This window comes from Sphingobium sp. AP49, assembly GCF_000281715.2.
Classification (GTDB): domain Bacteria; phylum Pseudomonadota; class Alphaproteobacteria; order Sphingomonadales; family Sphingomonadaceae; genus Sphingobium.
In genome coordinates this window covers 3,464,204-3,486,887 of record NZ_CP124576.1, presented here as the reverse complement: position 1 = coordinate 3,486,887, position 22,684 = coordinate 3,464,204, and the positions used below count along the sequence as shown (strand labels likewise).

Below are 22,684 nucleotides of genomic sequence, written 5' to 3'. Positions count from 1 at the left end.
TTACATGAACATCATCCAGCAGATCGAGGCGGAAAACATTGCCGCTCTCGCCAAGGATATCCCCGATTTCCGCCCCGGTGACACGCTGCGTGTCGGCGTGAAGGTCATCGAAGGCGAGCGTAGCCGCGTTCAGAACTATGAAGGCGTCTGCATTGCCCGCTCCAACAAGGGCATGGGCAGCAACTTCACCGTTCGCAAGATTTCGTTCGGCGAAGGCGTGGAGCGCGTGTTCCCGCTCTATTCGCCCAACATCGATTCGATCACGGTCGTTCGTCGCGGCATCGTGCGTCGTGCGAAGCTCTATTATCTGCGTGGTCGCACCGGCAAGCGCGCGCGCATCGCCGAACGTCGCGATACGCGTACCGAAGGTTAATCCTTCAAAAACTGTTCTTGACAGTTGTAAAAAAGAAACAGGCGGCGGCCCCCAGGGTCGCCGCCTTTTTCGTTGTGTTGCAATGTGTTGATCGCTTTTTTGACGTCGCCGCATTTTGCGTATGCGAAAGGATTTCGCCGCCCCTCGCAAAATGCGTTTTCGCATGTGGCGGTTTTATGTCAGCCTTCCGTTTCCAGTCATTGCTAAATGTTGCTCTGTTGCGGCCGAACGGCTTTGCGGCGTGGGCGGTTATGTCAAATGATTGGATCGAACAGGGGTAGTAAAAACAATATTATTTCTAGGAGAGGCTCCGTCAAAAAAACAAATTAGGGGGCTGTTTCATGAAGTATACGGGTCTAGTTTCTCGTGCTGCGATTGCTGTTGCAATCTGTTCTTCTGTTCCCGTTTTTGCGCAGGATAGTGCGCCGCAAGCCGCTGCCGTGGACAACGGTGCGGCCATCATCGTCACGGGTACGCGCGCGACCGGCGTGACTGCCGCAGAAAGCGCCGCGCCGATCAAGGTTCTCGACAGTGCGATGCTGGAAAAGGTCGGGCAGCCCAACCTGAACCAGGTGCTGGGCCAACTGGTGCCCTCCTTCACGGCTGAAGCCTTTGGCGGCGATACCGCCAACCTGACGCTGTCGGCGCGCCTGCGCGGCCTGAGCCCCAACCATGCGCTCGTGCTGGTCAACGGCAAGCGCCGGCATGGCACCGCCAACCTGCATGTGCTGGGCGGACCTTTCCAGGGCGGCGTGGCACCCGATCTCGACATGATCCCGCCCGGTTCGATCGCCCGCATCGAAGTGCTGGAAGACGGCGCGGCCGCCCAATATGGTTCGGATGCGATCGCCGGCGTCATCAACATCATCCTCAAGGAAGACAAGGGCAGCATTTCGGGCAGCTTCACCGGCGGCCAATATTATAAGGGCGATGGCACGACCTATTCGGGCAGCGTCACCTTCGCGCCGGATCTGGGCGAAGATAGCTATGCCAATTTCACCATGTTCCACCGCTATCACGGCTTCTCGCAGCGGGGCGGGGTGGATTCGCGTATCTATAACGCGGATGGCAGCCTGCGCGACGATCTGGGTGCGGACCATGAGGCGATGGCGGCGATCGGCCTGCCCAACGCGCCCTATACCAATCGGATCGTCGGCGATGCGCGGTCGACCCTGACCACCATCGTCTATAATGCCGGCCATGATTTCGGCGGCGTCGAACTCTATGCCTTTGGCAGCTATGGCCGCCGCGAGGCGAGCGCCTATGAGAACTATCGTCAGCCTTGGCGCGTGTCGCGGTCCAATACGCTGGGCGAAGCGGGCGAGGACCTGCTGGTCAGCGCCTATGGCTTCAATCCGCGCGAAGCGATCAAGGAGGATGATTTCTCCAACACCGGTGGCATCAAGGGCGAGACGGCCGGGTTCCGCTGGGATATCAGCACCACCTATGGCCAGGATTATGCCAAGCTCTACACGCTGGATTCGGCCAACCGCACGCTGTTCATCAACACCGGCTATACCCCGTCCAACTTCTATGACGGTTTCCTGAAGGCGTCGGAATGGACCAACAATATCGACATCGCCAAGGAAATCGAGCTTGGCCTGGCTGCGCCGATGAACCTGGCATTCGGCGCCGAATATCGCGAAAACACCTTCCAGATCGGCCAGGGCAATTTCGAGTCGACCTATTTTGAAGGTGGCCAGTCCTATCCGGGCTTCCTGGCGACCGATGCGGGCAAGCACAAGCGGCACAATGTCGCCGCCTATGCCGACATCGCGCTCAACCCGATCGACATCTGGAAGGTCGATGGCGCCGTCCGCTACGAGGACTACAGCGATTTCGGCACCAAATGGACGTGGAAGATCAACAGCCGCATCGATATTTCGGATCAGTTCGCGGTCCGCGGGACGGTCAGCACCGGTTTCCGTGCGCCCTCGCTGCTCGAATCCTATTATTCCGCGACCAACGTTGGACCGACCACGGCCTATGTGCAGTTGCCGCCGAACTCCGACGCGGCCAAGCTGCTGGGCTATGAAGACCTGAAGCCGGAAACGTCGACCAACTTCAGCGCCGGCCTGGTCATTCGCCCGATCAACAAGCTGAGCATCACCATCGATGCCTATCAGGTGAAGGTGAAGAACCGGATCGTCGGTACCGGCTCGATCGTGGGTCTGACTGGCGGCGTGGTGACCAACCAGGCGGTGCTCGACGCGATCGCGGCGCATGGCAATGTGCTGGATCCCTATGTGCTTTCGGTCGGCGATGCCGGCGTCAACCTCTTCACCAACGGCGCGGATACCCGCACCCGCGGGGTCGATGTGACCGCCAGCTATCCGACGCCGATCGGCGAAGGGAGCATCCTCTGGTCGCTGTCGGCCAACTATAACGAGACCAAGATCACGAAGCTGCGGATCGACGAGGATCTCTATGCGGCGGATGCGCGCTCCATCCTGGAGGACGCGTCGCCCAAATATAAGATCATCGCCGGGGCACTGTTCACCATGGGCGGCTTCAGCGCCAACCTGCGCGAAACCTTCTATGGCAAGGCGTCGCAGGTCGTGATCTATGATGGCGGCACGCCGACCGTCGGGGTCGGTGCGGCGGCGATCACCGATCTGGAAGTCAGCTATGAGATGCCCCAGGGCATTACGCTGAGCGTTGGGGCCAACAACCTCTTCAACAAGAAGACGGATACCGTGCCCAATGGTCCCGACGGGCTGCCGATCGACGGCGGTGCCGTGCTCGACGCGCCGGTTACCCTGTCGCCCTATGGCATCAACGGCGGCTATTGGTATGGCCGCGTCAGCTTCAAGTTCTGATGGAATGGAGGGGACTGCGGGGCTTTGGTCCGGCAGTCCCCCTTTTTTTGATTTTCGCTTGATAGCGCACCAGATATCGTCGAGCTGATGACCATATTATCCCGGCTGAACCACCGCATCGCGACCAGCGACGATGAAGCGGGTCTTTCCGCCGTGATGACGGCGGCGATCGATCACTTGCAGGACGACTTTCTGACGCCCGAACAGGTCAAGGCCAGCCATGGCTTCATGGGCCTAGACAGTCGCCTGATCGCCGACGGCACCTATTTCCTGATCCAGGATGGCGATGCGATCGCAGGCTGCGGCGGCTGGAGTCGGCGGGCGACAGCCTATGGCGGCGATCATAGTGCTGGCCGCAACGACCGGATGCTCGACCCGGCGACCGAAGCGGCCAGGGTGCGGGCCATGTACACCCATCCCGACCATGTCCGCAAAGGCGTAGGCACGTTGATCCTGTCCCTGTGCGAGCAGGCGGCGGGGGCGGAAGGCTTTAGCGCATTGGAACTATCGGCCACGATGGCTGGCGTACCACTCTATCGCAGCTTCGGCTTCGTCGACGTCCAACCCTTTCAGGACAACGGCGTGCCGCTGGTGCTGATGCGGAAACTCATCGCCGGCTCGTCCACCAGAGGCCCGCAAGGCTGATCAGCGCAGCGGCGGACATGTAGAGGCCGACCAGAGTAACGCCCTGTGCGCCGATCAGCCAGGTGGCGACGATCGGCGCCAATGCGCCGCCCAATATGCCGCCCAGATTGAAAGCGAAGGAGGCGCCGGTATAGCGCAGCTGGGTCGGGAAGAGCGCGGGCAGATACGCGCCGAGCGGTCCGTAGATGAAGCCCATCACGAACAGGGCGAAACTGAGGGCGGCGAAGATCGGCAGTAATGTGGCGGTGCCGATCAGCGGCCCGAAGGCGACGCCCATGACCAACGTGCCGGCGCAGCCCCATGCAAGAACGCGGGTTGGCGTGGTCTTGTCGGACCACCAGCCGGCCAGCACGATGCTGAACGCCATGAACAGGATCGCGCCGAGCTGGATTGCCAGGAATATCTCGCGGTCGATCTTGAGCGCCGTGGTGCCATAGCCCAGCGCGAAGGCCGTCGCGATATAATAGACGGCAAAGCAGGCCGCGCAGGCGAAGGTGCCGGCAATGGCCGCGCCCAGATGGGTCGAGAGCAGGGTGGCAAGCGGTACGGCGGGTGGTGGCGCTTCCTTCTGTGCGGCGGCAAATTCGGGCGTCTCGGTAAGCTTCAGGCGCACCCAGAGGCCGAGGATCACCAGCACGGAGCTGCCAAGGAAGGGCAGGCGCCAGCCCCAGGCGAAGAATTCGGCGTCACTGAGGAAGGCACCCAGCAGCAGGAACAGGCCATTGGCGGCGATGAAGCCGACCGGCGCCCCCAGTTGCGGGAACATGCCGAAGCGGGCACGCCAGCCTTCGGGCGCGTTCTCGACCGCCAGCAGCGCCGCCCCGCCCCATTCGCCGCCAAGGCCGAAGCCCTGGCCGAAGCGTAGTAGACAGAGAATGAGCGGCGCCCAAAAGCCGATCATGGCATAGGTGGGGAGAAAGCCGATCAGGAGCGTGCACCCGCCCATCAGCATCAACGAGACAACCAGCGTTGCCTTGCGCCCGACGCGATCACCATAATGCCCGAACACCGCAGCGCCGACGGGCCGGGCGAGAAAGGCCAGGGCCAGGCTGCCATAGGACGCCATCAACTGCGCCGAGGGCGAGGAGGACGGGAAGAAGAGCGAGGGGAAAATCAGGCTGGCGGCGGTGGCGTAGATGTAGAAGTCGTAGAATTCGACTGCCGTGCCGATCAGGCTGGCCGCCAGCACCCGCTTGTGCCGCCACATTGCGCCCATGCCGCTCGTCTGTGTCACGTCGTCTTGCCCCCTTTGCGTCATGCCGGCGAAGGTCGGCATCTCTCTTCTTTCGTCTGCTTGAAGAAAAGTGAGATCCCAGCCTGCGCCGGGATGACGGTTATGATGTCTTTCGTTTCTGGTTCAGCAGCTCATAGGCCATGACTGCCGTGGCGACGGCGGCATTGAGGCTGTCGGCCTTGCCCAGCATGGGCATCTTCACCAACTGGTCGCATTCGGCTTCATAGCTTTCGGGCAGGCCCTGTGCCTCATTGCCGACCAGCAGGAAGCTGGGGCTCTGATAGCGGGGCTCCTGATAATCCTGGGTGGCCTTGAGGCTGGTGCCGATGAGGTCGCCCGGCCCCTGGCGCAGCCAGTGCATGAATTCGCCCCAGCGCGCCTGGGTGATCGACTGGGTGAAGAGGGCGCCCATGCTGGCACGCACCGATTCGACCGAGAAGGGGTCGACGCAATCGTCGATCAGGATCAGGCCGCCGGCACCGACCGCGTCGCCGGTACGCAGGATGGTGCCCAGATTGCCGGGATCGCGCAGCGACTGGGCAACGATCCAGATGTCCGCCGTGCTGCGATCCAGCTTTTCCAGCGGGGTCAGCCGGTCGCGATAGACGCCGACCACCGCCTGGGCATTGTCCTTGCCGCTGATCTTCGAGAGGATGTCGGGCGTGGTTTCGATCACGTCGCCGCCGTCCGCCTCGATCGCGTCGATCAGGTCGAGCGCGAGCGGATGGGTGGAGCCCGCATGGAAGAGCATTTCGGGCAGCACGCCTTCTTCGCGCGCTTCGGTCAGGATGCGCAGCCCTTCGGCGAGGAACAGCCCTTCGGCCTTGCGATATTTCTTTTCCCGCAGCGAGCGCACGCGCTTGACCAGCGGGTTGGAAAAACCGGTGATTTCGCGTGCCACGTGCTGCGTCCTGCCTTCTGGTCCGCGACCAGTGCGGACGAAGCGGCCTCTCTATCGAGGGAATGGGGAAAAGGACAGCCTTTCGGTGTCAGTCGGGCTGGGCGCCATCGGATTTCGCAATGGCGACGCGATTGCGGCCGCCATGCTTGGCGGCATAGAGGGCGGCGTCGGCAGCGGCGAGCCAGGCGCCGCTGCTGGTCCGGTCCGGCCCGATGTCGGCGATACCAAAGCTGGCGGTGACGCGCAGGGGCGGTGCATGGGGGATATCGAGCGCGGCGATGGCATCGCAGAAACGCTGTGCCGCAGCGCCGGCTTCCTGCGCGCCGGCTTCGGGCATCAGCAGCGCGAACTCCTCGCCGCCCAGTCGACCGAACATGTCGCTCGGCCGCTTCAACTGGCGGCAGCGTTCGGCGACGGCACGGATCACCACGTCGCCGGCGGGATGGCCATGCGTGTCGTTGACCTGCTTGAAATGGTCGATGTCGAGCAGCAACAGGCTTGCCGGGCGCTGGTGGCGCTGAAACAGGCTGATCTGCTTGTCGATCTCCGCCAGGAAGGCGCGCCGCGTCAGCGCGCCGCTCAGATGATCGCGATCGGCGATGCGGCGCAGTTCCAGTTGTTCGACCACCAGCCCGCCCAGATTTTCCAGGATCGCGATCTGCGCCGGATCGAACATCCGCGGCACCGTATCGATGGCGCAGAGCGAGCCGATATTATAGCCGTCGGCTGTCGAAAGAGGCACGCCGGCATAGCTGCGGATATTGGGATCGCCCGTGACCAGCGGATTGGCGCTGAACCGCAGATCGGCGCTCGCATCATTGACGATCATGGGAATGCGATCGCGGATCGTATGATCGCAAAAGGCGACGCCGCGCGGTGTTTCGCTGACGTCCAGCCCCGGGTGCGACTTGAACCATTGGCGGTCATTGTCGATCAGCGAGACGGCGCAGATGGGTACGCCCAATATGGCGCGGACGAGCTGGGTAATCCGGTCAAAGGCGGGTTCGGCCGGCGTATCGAGCACCTGATAGCGCTCCAGCGCAGCCATGCGGGCTGGTTCGTCGGTCAGTCTTGCGTCGCGCATAGGGCTATCCCTCTGATCCTCCAGCGGATCCTGCTCCTTCCGATCAGCGGTCGCTTACTGCGAAGGACAGGCAAAAGGAAGCCGCAATGGACAGGCTGCGGGCCGGGCGGGATGAGCGGCCTATTCCTCGCCGAACTTGTCTTCGACCAGCGTGACCAACTGATGCAGGCTGTCATGCGCGTCGGGGCCGGCCGCGCTGATCGTGATGCTGTCGCCCATGGCGGCACCCAGCATCATCAGGCCCATGATCGATGTACCGGTGACGGCACTGCCATCCTTGCTGACGGTGATTTGCGCGGGCAGGCCGCTGGCCAGGGTCACGAATTTTGCGCTGGCACGGGCATGAAGGCCGCGCTTGTTGCTGATCCGTACTTCCCGGCTGATATCGTTCATGATGTGCTACCCAGCAATTCCGACGCCACGCTGATATATTTCTGACCGGCTTCGCGCGCGGCGGCGACGGCAGCGCGCACGTCCATCACCTTGCGGGCACTTTCCAGGCGGATCAGCATCGGCAGGTTGATGCCGGCGATCACCTCGATCTCGCCCGCCTTGAGCAGGGAAATTGCCAGGTTCGAGGGGGTGCCGCCGAACAGGTCGGTCAACAGGATGACGCCGGCGCCGTCATTGACGCGCGCGACCGCAGCCGCGATGTCCGCGCGGCGCAATTCCATGTCATCCTCTGGCCCGATGCAGATCGTTTCGATCTGCTGTTGCGGTCCCACGACATGTTCCATGGCCACGACGAATTCCGTCGCAAGCGACCCATGGGTGACGAGTACGAGTCCGATCATCTGCTTCCGCGGCCCACCTTTGTCATGATATTGCTTTCGGGCCTCCCGGTCTGCGCTTCTCCAGACTGTCCTGGGGCGCTGATTCCATATTGCGGTGCGAGACGGTGGGCGAAAAGCCCGCATCTTGCAAGTATCTAGCGACGGTTTCGGCAATATGGACCGAGCGGTGGCGCCCGCCGGTGCAGCCGAAGGCCACGGTGATGTAGGTCTTTCCAGCCTCCGCGTAGCGCGGCAACAGGGTGACGAGAAGATCCTCTATCTTGCCCAGCGCCTCATCATAGGCAGGGTCTTCCATGATATAGGCGGAGACATCCGCATCGAGCCCGGTCTTGGCGCGCAGCGTTTCGTCCCAATAGGGATTGCGCAGGAACCGCATGTCGAACATCAGGTCGACATTGCGTGGTACGCCCCGGCTATAGCCGAACGACAGGATCGTGAGCACCGGATCGGACAGGCGTTCGCGTGCGAAAAGGGCGCGCATTTCCTGCTGCAGGCCATTGGTGGACAGGCTGGTGGTGTCGATCAACTGGGTCGCCCATCGACGCAGCGGTTCGGTCAGTTCGCGTTCGCGGGCGATGCCGTCGGCCGCCGGGCGGTCCTGTGCCAGCGGGTGGCGGCGGCGCGTTTCGGCAAAGCGCCGTTCCAGTTCTGCGCCGGAACAGTCGAGGAACAGGGTTTCGATGTCATGGCCATGGCGTTCACGCAGCGCCTTGATCCGGCGGACAATGGCGTTGGCGTCAAAGCCGCGGGTGCGTGCATCTATGCCCAATGCCAATGGCCGGTCATCCTCGCCGGCATGGCCGGCGGGCAGAGGCGTGTCGAGCAACCGGTCGAGCAGGACGAGCGGGAGGTTGTCCACGACCTCCCAGCCCATATCCTCCAATGTCTTGAGCGCAGTGGTCTTGCCGGCGCCCGATACGCCCGACACCAGAAGGATGGTCTTGGGTGCCGGGGTCGTCATCGCATGCTCAGCGCTTTGAGCGCCAGTTCGACCTTGATTGGCGCCGATGCTTCGCGTGCGACGACGGCGATCACCGGTACCTCGACGCCGGCGATGGCGCGGCTGGTCGGCGTCATCGGCATGCGTTCGACAGCGTCGGCCAGATCAACCAGCAGGGCGACCGGGGATTCGCTGACATGGGGCATGGGGATGATGCCGATGCCGCGCACTTCCATGCGGCCGGAAATGGTGGCCGGAGAGGTGGCGATCAAACGGCCATCGACGCGCTTGAGCAGCGTATAATCGTCGCTGACCAGGATTGCGCCGCGATCGATCAGTCGCAGCGCCAGATCGGATTTGCCCATGCCGCTGGCGCCATAGAGCAGGACGGATCGTCCCCCGATCGCCACGGTCGTTGCGTGAAGCGTTTCTGATGAAAGTGCGCGCACCATTATCCCCCGCTCTTGTTCCTAGCTGTTGTTCGCCATGGTGGAAATCGATTTGCGCCGATTTTTCCGTCGTGGCGACGGTGACTGTCGCACCGCGGGATGAACAAGCCCTTGCGATTATTCCGACATGATGCCGGGATCGCGCTCCACCGCCATCGGCAGGCGGACGATGAAACGCGCCCCACTCTGCGAATCCTCGCGATCGGCGATGCGGATCTTGCCCTGATGGCCTTCCACGATCGAGCGGGCAATGGCGAGCCCGAGGCCGCTATGCTTGCCGAATGCTTCGCCTTCGGGGCGCACGCTGTGGAAACGGCGAAAGACATGTTCGCGCTCTGATACAGGCACGCCCGGGCCTTCGTCCTCGACGCTGACCAGCACCTCATTGTCCGCGACGGTCGCGATGATCTGGACCAGTCCGTCATCAGGAGAGAAGGAGATCGCATTGTCGATCAGATTTTCGAGCACGCGCATGAGCCGCTGTTCTTCGCCCAGGACGACCGCGACTTCCTTGCGGGGGCGGGCGAAGGCCAGGCGGATGCCGCGCGGAACGCCGCGCGCTTCGCGGGCCAGGACCATGCGTTCGATCAGCAGGCCAAGGTCGATTGGCTCGAAACGGGTGCGCGAGAGTTGCGCGTCGATCCGCGAGGCTTCGGCAATGTCAGTGACGAGGCGGTCTAGGCGGCGAACGTCATCCTGGGCGATGTCCATCAATTGCGCGCGCAATTCTGGCTTGTCCACCCGGTCGAGGGCATCGAGCGCCGAGCGTAGCGAGGCGATCGGATTCTTCAGTTCGTGGCTGACATCGGCCGCGAAGGCATCGGTCGCGTCGATCCGCTGCCGCAGCGCATGGCTCATGTCGGACAGGGCGCGCGCCAGCATGCCGATCTCGTCACGCCGTTCGGGCAGGCGCGGCACCGTAACCTCGCGCGCCCGGCCCAGTCGCACGCGCACGGCTGCACGGGCGAGTCGCTGGAGCGGCTGTACGATGGTGCGGGCCAGAAACAGGGACAGCAGGACGGATGCGAGGGCTGCTGCGGCGAGCACGATTCCCAGACGCAACCGTTCGGCGCGCACGATACGGGTGATGTCGCGCGCATTTTCGGTGGCGAACAGGTCGGTGCCATCCCGTACTGGCACGGCCGCCGAGATCATGAAGGTCCGGTCGGGGGCGTAGCGGTTCATCGCCTGGGGCTGGCCGGTCTTGCGCGCGAGCGACAATTCGGGCCAGGCGCTGGCATGATCGATGGCAGGCTCTTCAAAGTTGGGCGGGCGGTCGGCAGATACGACCCGGTCCATAGCCTTGTCGAGGAAGCGTGCGACATGGCGCTGCCATTCTTCTTCCGAAGGCAGCCGCAGGCGATAGCGTGGCGCATTCATGGTGAAGCTGTCGGCGACCAGGCGACCGCCTGAATCATAGCGGCGCACCCGGTCCCCCGTCTGTCGCGCATAGGCTGCGATGAGGGCATCCTGCCGATCGGTCGGCGCATTTTCGAGGCCGATCGCCAGCAACTTGAGCTCGCGCGCCGACTGTTCCAGCCGATCGTCGACGATACGGGTACGGTAGCTGTCCAGATAGAAGAAGCCGCCCGCCAGCAAGGCGAGGGCGAAGACGTTGACCGCCAGAATGCGCGGCGTGAGGCTTATTCGCCCCGACCAGCGCACCGCGAGCGGCGCGTCCTCACTCTTCGGAGAATCGGTATCCGGCGCCATACAATGTGTCGATTGCGTTGAAATTGGAATCTACCTCGCGGAACTTGCGCCGCAGGCGCTTGATGTGGCTGTCGATCGTACGATCGTCGACATAGACGTCGTCCTGATAGGCGGCGTCCATCAACTGGTTGCGACTCTTCACAACGCCTGGGCGAGTGGCGAGGGTTTCCAGAATCAGGAATTCGGTGACCGTCAAGGTCACGTCGCTGCCATCCCATTTGACCCTGTGCCGAGGCGGATCCATTTCGAGACGGCCACGCACGATCGGGTCGGAGGGCGGTTCGTCGGCAGCTTCAGGCATGCGGCTGGCCTCTGCCCTGCGCAGGATGGCGCGGATACGGGCGATCAGCAGCCGTTGCGAGAAGGGTTTGGAGATATAATCATCCGCACCCATGGCGAGGCCCAGCGCTTCGTCCAGTTCGTCCGCCTTGGATGTCAGGAAAATGACCGGCATCTGGCTTTTTTCGCGGAGGCGGCGCAGCAGTTCCAGGCCGTCCATACGGGGCATTTTGATATCGAAGACGGCCAGGTCGGCCGGGTTGTCGATCAACGCCTTCAGCGCGGTTTCCGGATCCGAATAGATGCGCGTCACGAATCCTTCGGTCTGGAGCGCGATCGACACCGAGGTCAGGATATTCTTGTCATCATCCACCAGAGCGATGGTTGCAGTCATGCCATATCCCGGAACATCAAGATGAAATGCGCGAATGCGCTGTGGTAGCCAAGCGTTAGACCAAGCCCGTTGCGCCCGCAAGGAAGCGGGTGGCGATTATCGCTGCGATATATGCGTCGATATTCGGGACAGATGATGTCGGAGCCGGATTTGACGACCGTAGCGCAAAGGCTTATGCCGGACCCGTCCAGAGGAGGGGATGCCCGCGCAGCAGATCGCGGCGCCTTCCCATGGGTGGCCGCACAACAACAGAGCGGCCGGGAAATTTTACATCAGGAGCTAAGGCGTGCAGGCCAAATCCTCAATCACCCTGGTCGACCAGGGCATCTCCACCCATGCCACCGAATATTGGAACCTTGGCACCGCGCCGCTGGTCGAGGCCGCGTTGGCCAATGGCGAAGGCATATTGGCCAAGGACGGCCCGCTGGTCGTCAAGACCGGCAAGCATACCGGCCGCAGCGCCAAGGACAAATTCATCGTCCAGGATGCCGAGACCCAGGACACGGTCTGGTGGGGCAGCACCAATGTGCCGATGACGCCGGCGCATTTCGCCGCGCTGAAGGAGGATTTCTTCAAGGCGCTGGGGAGCAAGGACAAGCTCTATGTCGCCGACCTTTATGGCGGCTCGCAGCCCGAATATCGGGTCAATGTGCGCGTCATCAACGAGTTCGCCTGGCACAATCTGTTCATCCGTACCCTGCTGGTGCGGCCCGAGGCGCAGGCGCTGGCCGACTTCGCGCCCGAATATACCATCATCGACCTGCCGACCTTCGTCGCCGACCCGGCCCGCCATGGCTGTCGCACCGAGACGGTGATCGCGGTCAACTTCACCGAGAAGCTGATCCTGATCGGTGGCACCCGCTATGCCGGCGAAATGAAGAAGTCGGTGTTCGGCATCCTCAACTATCTGCTGCCGGCCAAGGGCGTGATGCCGATGCACTGTTCGGCCAATATCGGCCCGAATGGCGACACCGCAGTCTTCTTCGGCCTGAGCGGCACCGGCAAGACGACATTGTCGGCCGACGCCAGCCGTACCCTGATCGGTGATGACGAGCATGGCTGGTCGGACCAGGCGGTCTTCAATTTCGAGGGCGGCTGCTATGCCAAGATGATCAACCTGTCGGCCGAGGCCGAGCCGGAAATCTTCGCCACCACCAAGCGCTTCGGCACGGTGCTGGAAAATGTCGTGATCGACGAGGAAAGCCGCGAGATCGACCTGGACGACAACTCGCTGGCCGAGAATAGCCGCGGTTCCTACCCGATCGACTTCATCCCCAACACGTCGGAGAAGAATCTGGGGCCGGTGCCCAAGAACATCATCTTCCTGACGGCCGATGCTTACGGCGTCCTTCCGCCGATCGCGCGGCTGACCCCGGAACAGGCGATGTATCACTTCTTGTCCGGTTACACGGCGCGCGTCGCGGGCACCGAGATTGGCGTGACCGAGCCGACCGCCACCTTCTCGACCTGCTTTGGCGCACCCTTCATGCCGCGCCACCCCAGCGTCTATGGCAATCTGCTGAAAGAGCGGATCAACAAGGGCGGCGTCACCTGCTGGCTGGTCAATACCGGCTGGGCCGGTGGCAAGGCGACCATGCCGGGGATCAAGCGCATGCCGATCAAGGTGACGCGCGCGCTGCTCAACGCGGCGCTCGACGGCAGCCTGAACAGCGCCGAATTCCGCACCGATCCCAATTTCGGGTTCGAGGTGCCGGTGGCGGTGAATGGCGTCGACAGCCAGATCCTCGATCCGCGCGCGATGTGGGCGGACAAGGAGGCCTATGACGCCACCGCGGCGACGCTGGTGAAGGCCTTTGTCGACAATTTCGCCCAGTTCGAGGCGCATGTCGATGATGGCGTGCGCAGCGCGGCGCTGACGGCGGCCTGATCGGGCCCTTAAAAGGAACTGCGAGAGCCGGGGAAGAGATTCCCCGGCTCTTTTGCTTTTGGCGCGGTCACCGCAGTGCTATGCTGTCCGCCTATCATGGCAGCGGAGATTAGCATGGGCATGTTCGACAATCTGATGGGCAATCTGGGCGGGCTGGAAGCGATCGCGCAGAAGGTCGGGCTGGAGCCGGAGCAGATGCAGGGCCTGCTGAACGAGATCGGCGCCAGGATCGGCGGCGGGGAGACCAGCGTGTCGGCGCTCGCCGAGACGGCGGCCGAGCATGGCGTGTCGGCCGACGCGCTGCAGCAGCTGCTGGGCCAGTTTGGCGGGCCGGAGGCGATTTTGGGCCAGCTGGGCGGCTTCCTCGACCGGGATGGCGACGGCAATCCGCTCAATGAGCTGAGCGGCCTGGCCAAGGGCTTGTTCGGCTGAGGACGCTACGGGGCGGCAAAAGCCCGCCCTTGGCCGCCCCCAAGTTTTTTTGGCCTTGCCTTCGCGATGCGGTGGGGCCATTTGCGGACTACACCATTATTGCGAATGATCCGCAACTAGCGCTGCCCGATCATGGCGGCGCCGACGAAATGCAAGGATAAGGTCTTGACCGACGTGACGATCGAAAAGCCGGTTCTGGAACCCACCGGCGCGCTTTCCGTGGAAACCGTGCTGTCGGTGAAGCACTGGAACGAGCATCTGTTCAGCTTCCGCATCAGCCGCCCGGCCAGCTTCCGCTTCCGCTCGGGCGAGTTCATCATGATCGGCCTGAAGGGCGACAACGGCAAGCCGCTGCTGCGCGCCTACTCGATCGCCAGCCCCGCCTGGGACGAGGAAATCGAGTTCCTGTCGATCAAGGTGCAGGACGGCCCGCTGACCAGCAAGCTGCAGAAGATCGAGCCGGGCGACCAGATTTATCTGGGTCGCAAGCCGACCGGCACGCTGGTGACCGACGCGCTGCTGCCGGGCAAGCGGCTGTTCATGCTGTCGACCGGCACCGGCCTGGCGCCGTTCCTGAGCCTGCCGCGCGACCCGGACGTGTATGAGTTTTACGAGCAGGTCGTGGTGGTGCATTCGGTGCGCCGGGTGAGCGACCTCGCCTTCCGCGACGAGATGGAAGGCAAGTGGGCCGAAGACCCGCTGGTGTCGGAACAGGCCCCCAACCAGTTCCATTATGTGCCGACCGTGACCCGCGAGCCGTTCGACGGCCACACCGCGCGCATCGACAAGCTGGTCGAGAGTGGCGCGCTGTTCGAGGGGATTTCGGGCGCGGCCAAGTTTGACCCCGAGACCGACCGGATCATGATGTGCGGCAGCATGGAGATGATCAAGCAGTTCGGCGCCTATTTCGAGGAACAGGGCTTCACCGAAGGCTCCAATGCGGCGCCGGGGCAGTTCGTGATCGAGCGCGCGTTTGTAGGCTAAGCGCTACGGCAGCGAGAATAGGGAAGGGCCGGGGGAGCGATCCTCCGGCCCTTTTTCTTTGGGCATGATCCGTTCGGGCTGAGCGAAGTCGAAGCCTTCTGCCGAACGCAGTGAGGCACCTCTCTCCGCTCGGCGCGTCCTTCGACTTCGCTCAGGACGAACGGTTTCTTACGCGTCCTTCCGCCCGGCGACATAGGCGTCGACATTTTTCGCCAGCACGGTCATCGGCACGCCGCCGCCCTTGACCACGGCGTCGTTGAACAGGCGGAAGTCGAACTTGTCGCCCAGCGCCTGTTGCGCTTGTGCCCGCAGGCGGACGATTTCGCCATGGCCGACCTTGTAGCCGCAGGCCTGGCCCGGCCAGGCGCAATAACGGTCGACCTCGCCCTGGACATCCTCGACCGTGGAACCGTTGGTGGTGGCGAACCAGTGGATGGCCTGTTCGCGGGTCCAGCGCTTGGCATGAAGGCCGGTGTCGACCACCAGGCGGCAGCAGCGATAGGCGATCGACTGGAGATAGCCCAGCCGCCCGGCGACATCGCCGTCATAGGCGCCCAACTCGTCGCCCAGCTGCTCGGCATAGAGCGCCCAGCCCTCCGAATAGGCGTTGAAGGCGAGCAGCGAGCGGATCAGCGGCAGCTTGTAGGTATATTCGCCCTGCCAGATATGGCCCGGAATCCCCTCATGATAGCAAAGCGTCGGCAGCGCATAGCGCGGCCAGATGCTGGTATCGCGCAGGTTGATATAATAATTGCCCGGCACGCTGCCGTCGATCGTGCCGGCGCCGGCATAGGCGCCCGGCGCCCCGGCCTCGATCTCCACCGGCACCCGCTTCACGATGAGCTTGGCCGGCACCAGGGTCGCGAAGGCGCGGGGCAGGCGGGTGCGGATATCGGCCAGGCGCCCGTCGATATAGGAGAGGATCTGCTGGCGACCCTTATCGTCATTGGGGAAGATGTAGCGCGGATCCTTGCCCATCGCGGTCATCCGCTCGCCCACGGTCCCCTTGGTCATGCCGAGGGATTTCAGCAGCCGGTCCATTTCCGACTGGAGGGCCTTGAGCTGTTCCTGGCCCAGCGCATGGACTTGCTCGGGCGACATGGTGGTGGTGGTGCCGGCCTGCAGCGCCCAGCCATAATAGGCATCGCCCTGCGGCAGTTTCCATACGCCCGCATCCATGGTGGCAAGGCCACGCTGGCGAGTGAGTTCGGCGGCCTGGCGGGCGAGGGCGGGGGCGATGGCGGTGCGGGTGATCTGCGCTGCCTTGGCGGCATAATCGCCCTGCATGTCGCGGGTGCGGCGCGCGATCGAGGCGACCGGCACCCACTGGTCGATCGGCTGGCCCTGCACCGCCTGCATCTGGCCCAGCGTCTTGTCGAGCAGGAAGGCGGGGGCGACGACGCCGATGCCGGCGTCATGCTTCAGGCGCTCGGTCTCGCCGTCGAGATTGGCGGCATATTGGGTGAGGCGTTCGAGATAGGCGTCGGCGTCGGCCGGAGTGGCGATGGCGTGATTGGCGTCGAGGAAATCGGGCGTCTCGATGAAGGCGCCGGTATTCTGGGCGACGGCATAGGGTGCGTTGCGATAGGACCAGTTGCTGTTCATCATCGCCATGTCGCCGAAGGGGAAGGCGAAGCCGGCATCGGCCAGTTCATGGGCGGCGCGCACCACCTCCACATCGGTGCGGGTGGCGGGCGACAGGGCGTCGAGATCGACGGCGCGCAGCTGGGTCAGGCGATCCTTCACATGGGCAGCGATCCGGGCCTGGCCGGCCGGGCTCTTGTCGCCGAGGCGCGCTTTGAGCGGAGCGCGGGCGCCGGTGTCGAGGCCAAGGCCGCTCGCGGTTTCGGGCGCATCGGCCAGCATCGCCTCAGCCATGCCGGCGAGCAGGGTTTCGGCGCGGGCGTCTGCGCTGGTCGCCTGGGCGAGAGCGCGGGCGGGGAGCGCGGACAGGGCGAGGGCGGAGGAGCCGGCGACGAGGAAATCGCGGCGGGAGGTCGTCATGGGGCAATCGTCTCCATCAGGCAGTCTTGCCCTTCATGTCGCATATTGTCGGCGGATTTCGACAGGTAATTTGCGGTGGGAGGGAATTGGGGTGGGCGCGACGGAGCGCGCGCGGGGCGCGATGCGAAGGCTGCAAAGTTCACACCGTTCTGCATGACGCATTTCTGCGGTTGGCGAATGGCAGTGACGACTTCGCAATAGGAGAATTTTTGCGAAGTGGGAGCGCCACCACGCCGCAGCGCGCCAGCATAAAGGCCCGCTGCGCGGCCGGCGACCAGCCCGACGCGCGCCGGCGCAGCATCGGGACGGAGGTGAAATGGAGAAGGGGCATGTCGGTCATGCCGGCGAGGCTATCATGGGGCGGGAGGTGTAGGACAGGGCGGACCGCTTGTTGCTTTGTCGGCCTGTGACTTACAAAGGGCCATGATGTGCTAGTTTTGGCTTAAAGCCGGAATAAATTTAATTAATAAATTTAACGTATTTATATATTTTGAATGAATATAAGTGATTTTACGTGATTTTTGGCAATTATTCATAATTAAAATAAAAAAGGTGATTTTGAAAAAATTTTCAATGTTTTCTGTTTGATGATAATATTATACTTGAACTATCTATTGGTTTTTGGATTTATGGAGTTGAGTTGGTCCGTGGCGAATTCCGTATTGGCATAGAATTTTTCCAAGGCCTCTTGGCTGATCGGTTCCTCGGGCCGATGTATCGCTTGATTGCGAATTTTGGCGAGGTCAACCACGAGCGGCCGTACCTCCGGCGCTATTAAGCCTTCGTGATCAAGTGCATCGACATTCCTGATAACGGTTGAATAGGCCGCGCGGCCGGTGCCCATCACTCCGCGAAGCTTAGCCCGGATTACAGCGTCACGCGCTGCCTTCTCAAGGGCGACCCATGCGAGCACTATCGTCTCGATGGGTGAAGTCCCGGCTCGACCTTTGATGTACCAACAGGTGGTGCTCTGGTCGGCAATTCCTCATGTATCATTGCTTCAGTCGTTGCTTCCATACCCGCGCCCTTGAATGAACGAAGCCGGTCGATAAAGCGCGTGATCGGCTGCCGGAAAATGAGAAGAACTATGATCAGCGCAAATGGCCATGCCCATGCAATCGCGATTGTTGCTGTGGCATCGTCCCATCCCTTGTCCGTGGTCGCGAGGTTAGCGCTGGGTACATTAATTATGATGGCATCTTGCGGGCCTGCTTGAGGCGATGCTGTGACGTTAAGTTTAGCGGGCAATTGCTCCTTGAGTGCTGGAGCGGAAACATGAGCAGCGGCAACGTTCATTTTGAGATGCTATCGCCGTAAACGGGGAATGCAAGGTATGGAGTGGGCCACTGTTGGCAACTCTCGCGGCAATCTAAAATGGTGTATTGCCAATCGATTGAATATCACGAGTTATCAATGGATCCCGGATCAAGTCCGGGATGACGGCGGTTCGGTGGGGCTGGCGTGAGGTCAGGTGCCCTCCACCCACAGCACCGCGCCTTCCGCACCTGTCACGCGGACCCTTGTGCCCGCTTCGCTGTCCGGGCCGCGGGCGGTCCAGACGCTGTCGCCGACCTTGACCCGGCCTTCGCCGCCGCGGATCGGCTCTACGACTGTCACCAGTTCGCCGATCAGGCGGGCGGTGCGGTCGTTGAGATTGGGGTCGGTCGAGGGCACCGGATTGTCCACATACCAGCGCCGCCCGGCCCAGACCGAGGCGACCGAGAGCGCGGCGAAGATCAGCAGTTGCAGCGGTATGCCGATCGGCAGCGCCAGCGCGGCGAGGCCGGTGATGGCGGCGGCGATCGCGATCCAGATCAGGAAGACGCCGGGGATCAGCACCTCCGCAATGGCCAGCAGCGCGGCGAAGACCAGCCAGGCCCAATGATCCTGGAGCAGGGTGAGCCAGTCGTTCATGGGGTGGTCTTATGGTTGCTGGGGTGGGGATGGAAGGCAGAGGGATGCCAGCCTGCGCTGGCATGACAGGGGTGGGTGGGGCCAAACACGCCTCGTTCGGGCTGAGTTGGTCGACGCCCTTTTCCTTTGGAAGAAAGGCGCCCCCTTCGACTTCGCTCAGGGGAGGCTTCGACTTCGCTCAGCCCGAACGGTGTTTGGGGCGGGCGTAGCGCTGTGGGCTTCTCGACTTCGCTCGAAGCGAACGGATGTGGTGGGCGCTTCGGGATGGTGGGGGCGTTTTGGGTGTGCGGGATGGCGATGGGGTGCGCGGCGGCCCAGCCGGCTTGGCCTGGCAGTGCTGCCCGATGACCGCGCATCGCCACGCGCCTCAGCCCTGGGTCTGGCCGAACGGCCCCCGGCGCGGCGTTGGGGCGGGCGCTGGCGGGGTGGGGGTGTCGGCCAGCGCTTCCTTGGCGAGCTGGCCGATGCCGCCGAGCGTGCCGATGAGCTGGGTCGCCTCGACCGGGAAGAGGATGGTCTTGGCATTGGGCGAGGTGGCGAACTGGCTGACCGCCTCGGTATATTTCTGGGCGATGAAGTAATTGAGTGCCTGCGGATTGCCGGCCGAAATCGCGTCCGACACCATCTGCGTCGCCTTGGCCTCCGCTTCGGCTTCGCGTTCGCGCGCCTCGGCATCGCGAAAGGCGGCTTCGCGCCGGCCCTCGGCCTGCAGGATCTGGCCCTGTTTCTCGCCCTCGGCGCGCAGGATCTCGGCCGCGCGGGCGCCTTCGGCATCGAGGATGTTGGCGCGCTTCTCGCGCTCCGCCTTCATCTGCCGGCCCATGGCGTTGACGATATCGGCGGGCGGGCGGATGTCCTTCAGCTCGACGCGGGTGATCTTGATGCCCCAGGCGTTGGTGGCGTGATCCACCACGGAGAGCAGGCGGGCGTTGATCTCGTCGCGCTTCGACAGGGTTTCGTCGAGGTCCATCGAGCCCATCACGGTGCGCAGATTGGTGGTGGCGAGCTGCATGATGGCGACATAGAGTTCGGACACTTCATAGGCGGCCTTGGCGGCGTCGAGCACCTGGAAGAAGACCACGCCGTCGACCGACACCATGGCATTGTCCTTGGTGATGATTTCCTGCCCCGGAATGTCGACGACCTGTTCCATCATGTTGATCTTGCGGCCGACGGCGTAGAAGAAGGCGGGGTAGAAATTGAGGCCGGGCTTCGCCACCTCGGTAAAGCGGCCGAAACGCTCGATAGTATATTGATAGCCCTGCCGCACCACCTTGACGCTGACCGCCAGGTAGAAGAGCACCAGAAACGTGACCGTGAGTGCGAAGGTCGTCACCATATGTCCTCCCCAGAGAAGGGGATCACTATGGCGGCTATTCGTTAACGGGAAAAGGCAAAGTGATGGAGAGACATAAGATGCAGTTGCGCCACGCTCGATCCCTGCTGTTCCTGCCCGCGTCCAATCCGCGCGCGGTGGCCAAGGCGCGCACGCTGGCGTGCGACATGGTGATCCTCGACCTGGAGGATGCGGTGCCCGACGCGGACAAGGCGGCGGCGCTCGACGCGGCGGTCGAGGCCGTGGGCGAGGGCTTTGGGGCCAAGCTGATGGCGGTGCGGATCAATGTCGAGGGGATGCCGTCGCATGGGGCCGAGATGGTGGCATTGAAGCGCACCGCGGCCGACTATGTGGTGCTGCCCAAGGTCGAGAATGCCAAGCAGGTCAAGGACGTCTATTCGGTCGCGCAGAAGCCGGTGATCGCGATGATCGAGAGCGCCAAGGGCGTGCTGGCCGCGCCGGGAATCGCAGCGGGCGAAGGCTGTGCCGCTTTGTTCGTGGGCACCAATGACCTGCGCAAGGATCTTGGCATTCCGCCGTCGGCCGGGCGGGCGGGGCTGGCCCATGTGCTGCAGAGCGTGGTGCTGGCGGCGCGGGCGGCGGGGATCGCGGTGTTCGACGGTGTGTTCAACCGGCTGGACGACGAGGCGGGGCTGGAGGCGGAATGCGCCGAGGGCCATGGCTTTGGCTTTGACGGCAAAACGCTGATCCATCCCGGGCAGGTGCCGGTGGCGAACCAGGCGTTCGGCCCGGACGTGCAGGCGGTGGCGGACGCGCGCCGGCTGATCGAGGCGGCGACCGGCGGGGCCGAGCGCTTCGAGGGGCGGATGATCGAGGCGATGCATGTCGACGAGGCGCGGGCGCTGGTGGCGCGGGCCGAGGCGGTCGGGCAATAGCGAAAGGCGACGAGGGCATGGCGGTTCGGTTCGACAAGGTTGCGATCATCGGGGCCGGCCATGTCGGTGCCACGGCCGCCTATGCGCTGATGCTGCGCGGGCTGTTTACGGACATCGTGCTGATTGATGCGGACAGTGCGCGGGCGCAGGCGGAGGCGCTGGACATTGCCGACGCCAATGCGCTGGCGCGGCCGGCCCATGTCCGGCACGGCGACTATGCCGAAGCGGGCGATGCGGCGATCGTCGTGATCACGGCGGGGGCGAGCCCGCAGGGCGAGGAAAGCCGGCTGTCGGTCGCCGGGCGCAGCGCCGCCATCGTGGCGGACTGTGCGCGGCGGGTGGCGGAAGCGGGCTTTGCCGGGGTGATGATCGTCGCGTCCAACCCGGTCGATGCGATGGCGCAGGTGGCGCAGCGCGCGTCGGGCCTGCCGACGGGACAGGTGATCGGGACCGGGACGCTGCTGGACAGTGCGCGCTTTCGCCGGCGGCTGGCCGACCGGCTGGGCGTGGCGCCGGTGTCGGTCGAGGGCATGGTGCTGGGCGAGCATGGCGATAGCGAGGTGGCGGTCTTTTCGGGGGTGCGGATCGGTGGGGTGGCGCTGGACCAGTTGCGTGATGGTGCGATGCTCGATCGGGCGGAACTGGCGCGGGAGACGATGCGCGCCGGCTATGCCATCGCCCATGGCAAGGGCCACACATCCTATGGCGTGGCGACCGCGATCGTGCGGCTGTGCGAGGCGGTACGGCGCGACGAGCAGGTGGTGCTGCCGGTGTCGACGCTGGCGCAGGGCGCGTGCGGGGTGGCGGGCGTCTATCTGAGCCTGCCCTGTGTGATCGGGGCGTTGGGCGTGGCGCGGGTGCTGGCCCCCGAACTGGACGCGCGGGAGGCGGATGCGCTGCGTAGGTCGGCCACGATCCTGCGCGGGATCATGGCCGAACTGGACGGGCAGGGATGACGGACTGGCTGCTCGCGTTCGCCATCATGCTGCTGGCGACGGCGTTGCCCTATATCATCGTGCGGATGAAAGGGCTGGGCCGGGGCAAGAGGCGGTCGGGCCTGGGGGCGGGACTGGACGCGGGCTTCGCGGTGTTCGATCCTGCGCGGGCCAGGGCGATCGCGACGATCGAACGGCGCCAGGAGATTGGCGACGCCGATCAGGGCGATCAGGGAGAAGGCCAGGATTGAAGCGAGGATGGCCGCGCATTCCCGCTTGGCAGACAAGGGGGCGAGCCTCTACCGGTCATGGCTTGAGCCGGCCGAGATCGGTCGATTCACCGGCAATGAGAAGGACACCCGATGGATATCGACATTCCCCATGACCTGGGCCAGGCCGAAGCGAAGCGGCGGATCGAGCAGGGGCTGCCGAAGCTGGAGCAGCATATCCCGGGCGGCGGCACGCTGAGCGCGACATGGCCATCCGACGATGTGCTGGAGATGGAGATCAGCGCGATGGCGCAGACCATACCGGTGCGGCTGGTGGTGGAGGCGGATCGAGTCCGTGGCACCGTGTCGATCCCGATGTTCCTGAAGATGATGTCGGGTCCGATTTCCGATTTCATCAAGACCAGCGCGACCAAGATGCTGAGCAAGCCAGCCTGATCCGG

Annotated in this window: 23 protein-coding genes; 10 read left to right on the top strand and 13 right to left on the bottom strand. The window is 63.6% G+C overall.

Annotation, left to right across the window (positions count from 1 at the left end):
* Positions 1 to 4 precede the first annotated feature (4 nt).
* The 3 genes from rplS (at position 5) to PMI04_RS16655 (ending at position 3,837) form a co-directional block, all read left to right on the top strand.
* Complete coding sequence (gene rplS, locus PMI04_RS16665) at positions 5 to 373, top strand: 50S ribosomal protein L19 (RefSeq protein ID WP_007714292.1); 369 nt, start codon at positions 5 to 7, stop codon at positions 371 to 373.
* Positions 374 to 813: 440 nt separating this feature from the next.
* Positions 814 to 3,192 carry a TonB-dependent receptor gene (locus PMI04_RS16660; protein ID WP_238536001.1) on the top strand — a complete coding sequence of 793 codons (2,379 nt, stop codon included), beginning with the start codon at positions 814 to 816 and terminating at the stop codon, positions 3,190 to 3,192.
* A gap of 87 nt (positions 3,193 to 3,279) precedes the next feature.
* A complete protein-coding gene (locus PMI04_RS16655) occupies positions 3,280 to 3,837 on the top strand; it encodes a GNAT family N-acetyltransferase (protein WP_007714296.1) in 558 nt (185 codons plus the stop codon).
* Here the strand turns inward: PMI04_RS16655 and PMI04_RS16650 are convergent.
* The 9 genes from PMI04_RS16650 to PMI04_RS16610 all read right to left on the bottom strand — a co-directional run bounded on the left by PMI04_RS16650 (position 3,800) and on the right by PMI04_RS16610 (position 11,625).
* Positions 3,800 to 5,113: an MFS transporter gene (locus tag PMI04_RS16650; RefSeq protein WP_007714298.1), complete on the bottom strand. Its 1,314-nt coding sequence runs from the start codon at positions 5,111 to 5,113 to the stop codon at positions 3,800 to 3,802. The genes PMI04_RS16655 and PMI04_RS16650 overlap by 38 nt on opposite strands.
* 58 nt (positions 5,114 to 5,171) lie before the next feature.
* Positions 5,172 to 5,972, bottom strand: a complete 801-nt coding sequence (locus PMI04_RS16645; RefSeq protein ID WP_007714299.1) for an RNA methyltransferase — start codon at positions 5,970 to 5,972, stop codon at positions 5,172 to 5,174.
* A gap of 88 nt (positions 5,973 to 6,060) precedes the next feature.
* Positions 6,061 to 7,056 (bottom strand): sensor domain-containing diguanylate cyclase, encoded by a 996-nt coding sequence (locus tag PMI04_RS16640; RefSeq protein ID WP_007714301.1) that lies wholly within the window; start codon positions 7,054 to 7,056, stop codon positions 6,061 to 6,063.
* 120 nt (positions 7,057 to 7,176) lie between these two features.
* Positions 7,177 to 7,449 (bottom strand): HPr family phosphocarrier protein, encoded by a 273-nt coding sequence (locus PMI04_RS16635; RefSeq protein ID WP_007714304.1) that lies wholly within the window; start codon positions 7,447 to 7,449, stop codon positions 7,177 to 7,179.
* A complete protein-coding gene (locus PMI04_RS16630) occupies positions 7,446 to 7,850 on the bottom strand; it encodes a PTS sugar transporter subunit IIA (protein WP_004208084.1) in 405 nt (134 codons plus the stop codon). The genes PMI04_RS16635 and PMI04_RS16630 overlap by 4 nt, the downstream gene beginning before the upstream one ends.
* Positions 7,851 to 7,872: 22 nt before the next feature.
* Positions 7,873 to 8,811 carry an RNase adapter RapZ gene (gene rapZ, locus PMI04_RS16625; RefSeq protein WP_007714307.1) on the bottom strand — a complete coding sequence of 313 codons (939 nt, stop codon included), beginning with the start codon at positions 8,809 to 8,811 and terminating at the stop codon, positions 7,873 to 7,875.
* Complete coding sequence (locus tag PMI04_RS16620; protein ID WP_007714309.1) at positions 8,808 to 9,242, bottom strand: HPr kinase/phosphatase C-terminal domain-containing protein; 435 nt, start codon at positions 9,240 to 9,242, stop codon at positions 8,808 to 8,810. The genes rapZ and PMI04_RS16620 overlap by 4 nt, the downstream gene beginning before the upstream one ends.
* A gap of 114 nt (positions 9,243 to 9,356) precedes the next feature.
* A complete protein-coding gene (locus tag PMI04_RS16615) occupies positions 9,357 to 10,952 on the bottom strand; it encodes an ATP-binding protein (RefSeq protein WP_007714310.1) in 1,596 nt (531 codons plus the stop codon).
* Positions 10,921 to 11,625, bottom strand: coding sequence for a response regulator transcription factor (locus PMI04_RS16610; protein ID WP_007714313.1), 705 nt, complete (start codon positions 11,623 to 11,625; stop codon positions 10,921 to 10,923). The genes PMI04_RS16615 and PMI04_RS16610 overlap by 32 nt, the downstream gene beginning before the upstream one ends.
* 286 nt (positions 11,626 to 11,911) lie before the next feature.
* Between PMI04_RS16610 and PMI04_RS16605 the strand changes: the two genes are divergently transcribed.
* From PMI04_RS16605 to PMI04_RS16595, 3 genes are all read left to right on the top strand, one after another.
* Entirely contained in the window at positions 11,912 to 13,513 is a 1,602-nt protein-coding gene (locus PMI04_RS16605; RefSeq protein WP_007714316.1) for a phosphoenolpyruvate carboxykinase, read from the top strand.
* 114 nt (positions 13,514 to 13,627) lie between these two features.
* A complete protein-coding gene (locus tag PMI04_RS16600; RefSeq protein ID WP_007714317.1) occupies positions 13,628 to 13,945 on the top strand; it encodes a hypothetical protein in 318 nt (105 codons plus the stop codon).
* A gap of 132 nt (positions 13,946 to 14,077) precedes the next feature.
* Positions 14,078 to 14,929 (top strand): ferredoxin--NADP reductase, encoded by an 852-nt coding sequence (locus PMI04_RS16595; RefSeq protein ID WP_007714319.1) that lies wholly within the window; start codon positions 14,078 to 14,080, stop codon positions 14,927 to 14,929.
* Between the two features lie 168 nt (positions 14,930 to 15,097).
* Here the strand turns inward: PMI04_RS16595 and PMI04_RS16590 are convergent, their stop codons facing one another.
* From PMI04_RS16590 to PMI04_RS16575, 4 genes are all read right to left on the bottom strand, one after another.
* Positions 15,098 to 16,933, bottom strand: coding sequence for a DUF885 family protein (locus PMI04_RS16590; protein ID WP_007714321.1), 1,836 nt, complete (start codon positions 16,931 to 16,933; stop codon positions 15,098 to 15,100).
* 912 nt (positions 16,934 to 17,845) lie between these two features.
* Positions 17,846 to 18,229, bottom strand: coding sequence for a hypothetical protein (locus PMI04_RS16585; RefSeq protein ID WP_283184804.1), 384 nt, complete (start codon positions 18,227 to 18,229; stop codon positions 17,846 to 17,848).
* 171 nt (positions 18,230 to 18,400) lie between these two features.
* Positions 18,401 to 18,847, bottom strand: a complete 447-nt coding sequence (locus tag PMI04_RS16580) for an NfeD family protein (protein WP_007714326.1) — start codon at positions 18,845 to 18,847, stop codon at positions 18,401 to 18,403.
* 367 nt (positions 18,848 to 19,214) lie between these two features.
* Complete coding sequence (locus PMI04_RS16575; RefSeq protein WP_007714328.1) at positions 19,215 to 20,186, bottom strand: SPFH domain-containing protein; 972 nt, start codon at positions 20,184 to 20,186, stop codon at positions 19,215 to 19,217.
* A 77-nt stretch (positions 20,187 to 20,263) separates the two neighbouring features.
* On the opposite strand from PMI04_RS16575, the gene PMI04_RS16570 reads away from it, so the two are divergent.
* The 4 genes from PMI04_RS16570 (at position 20,264) to PMI04_RS16555 (ending at position 22,679) form a co-directional block, all read left to right on the top strand.
* Complete coding sequence (locus tag PMI04_RS16570) at positions 20,264 to 21,079, top strand: CoA ester lyase (RefSeq protein ID WP_007714330.1); 816 nt, start codon at positions 20,264 to 20,266, stop codon at positions 21,077 to 21,079.
* Between the two features lie 17 nt (positions 21,080 to 21,096).
* Positions 21,097 to 22,035 (top strand): L-lactate dehydrogenase, encoded by a 939-nt coding sequence (locus PMI04_RS16565; RefSeq protein WP_007714332.1) that lies wholly within the window; start codon positions 21,097 to 21,099, stop codon positions 22,033 to 22,035.
* The gene (locus PMI04_RS16560; protein ID WP_007714335.1) at positions 22,032 to 22,265 is read left to right on the top strand and encodes a hypothetical protein; all 234 of its coding nucleotides are present in this window, start codon (positions 22,032 to 22,034) and stop codon (positions 22,263 to 22,265) included. The genes PMI04_RS16565 and PMI04_RS16560 overlap by 4 nt, the downstream gene beginning before the upstream one ends.
* A gap of 111 nt (positions 22,266 to 22,376) precedes the next feature.
* Entirely contained in the window at positions 22,377 to 22,679 is a 303-nt protein-coding gene (locus PMI04_RS16555; RefSeq protein ID WP_007714338.1) for a polyhydroxyalkanoic acid system family protein, read from the top strand.
* Positions 22,680 to 22,684 lie beyond the last annotated feature (5 nt).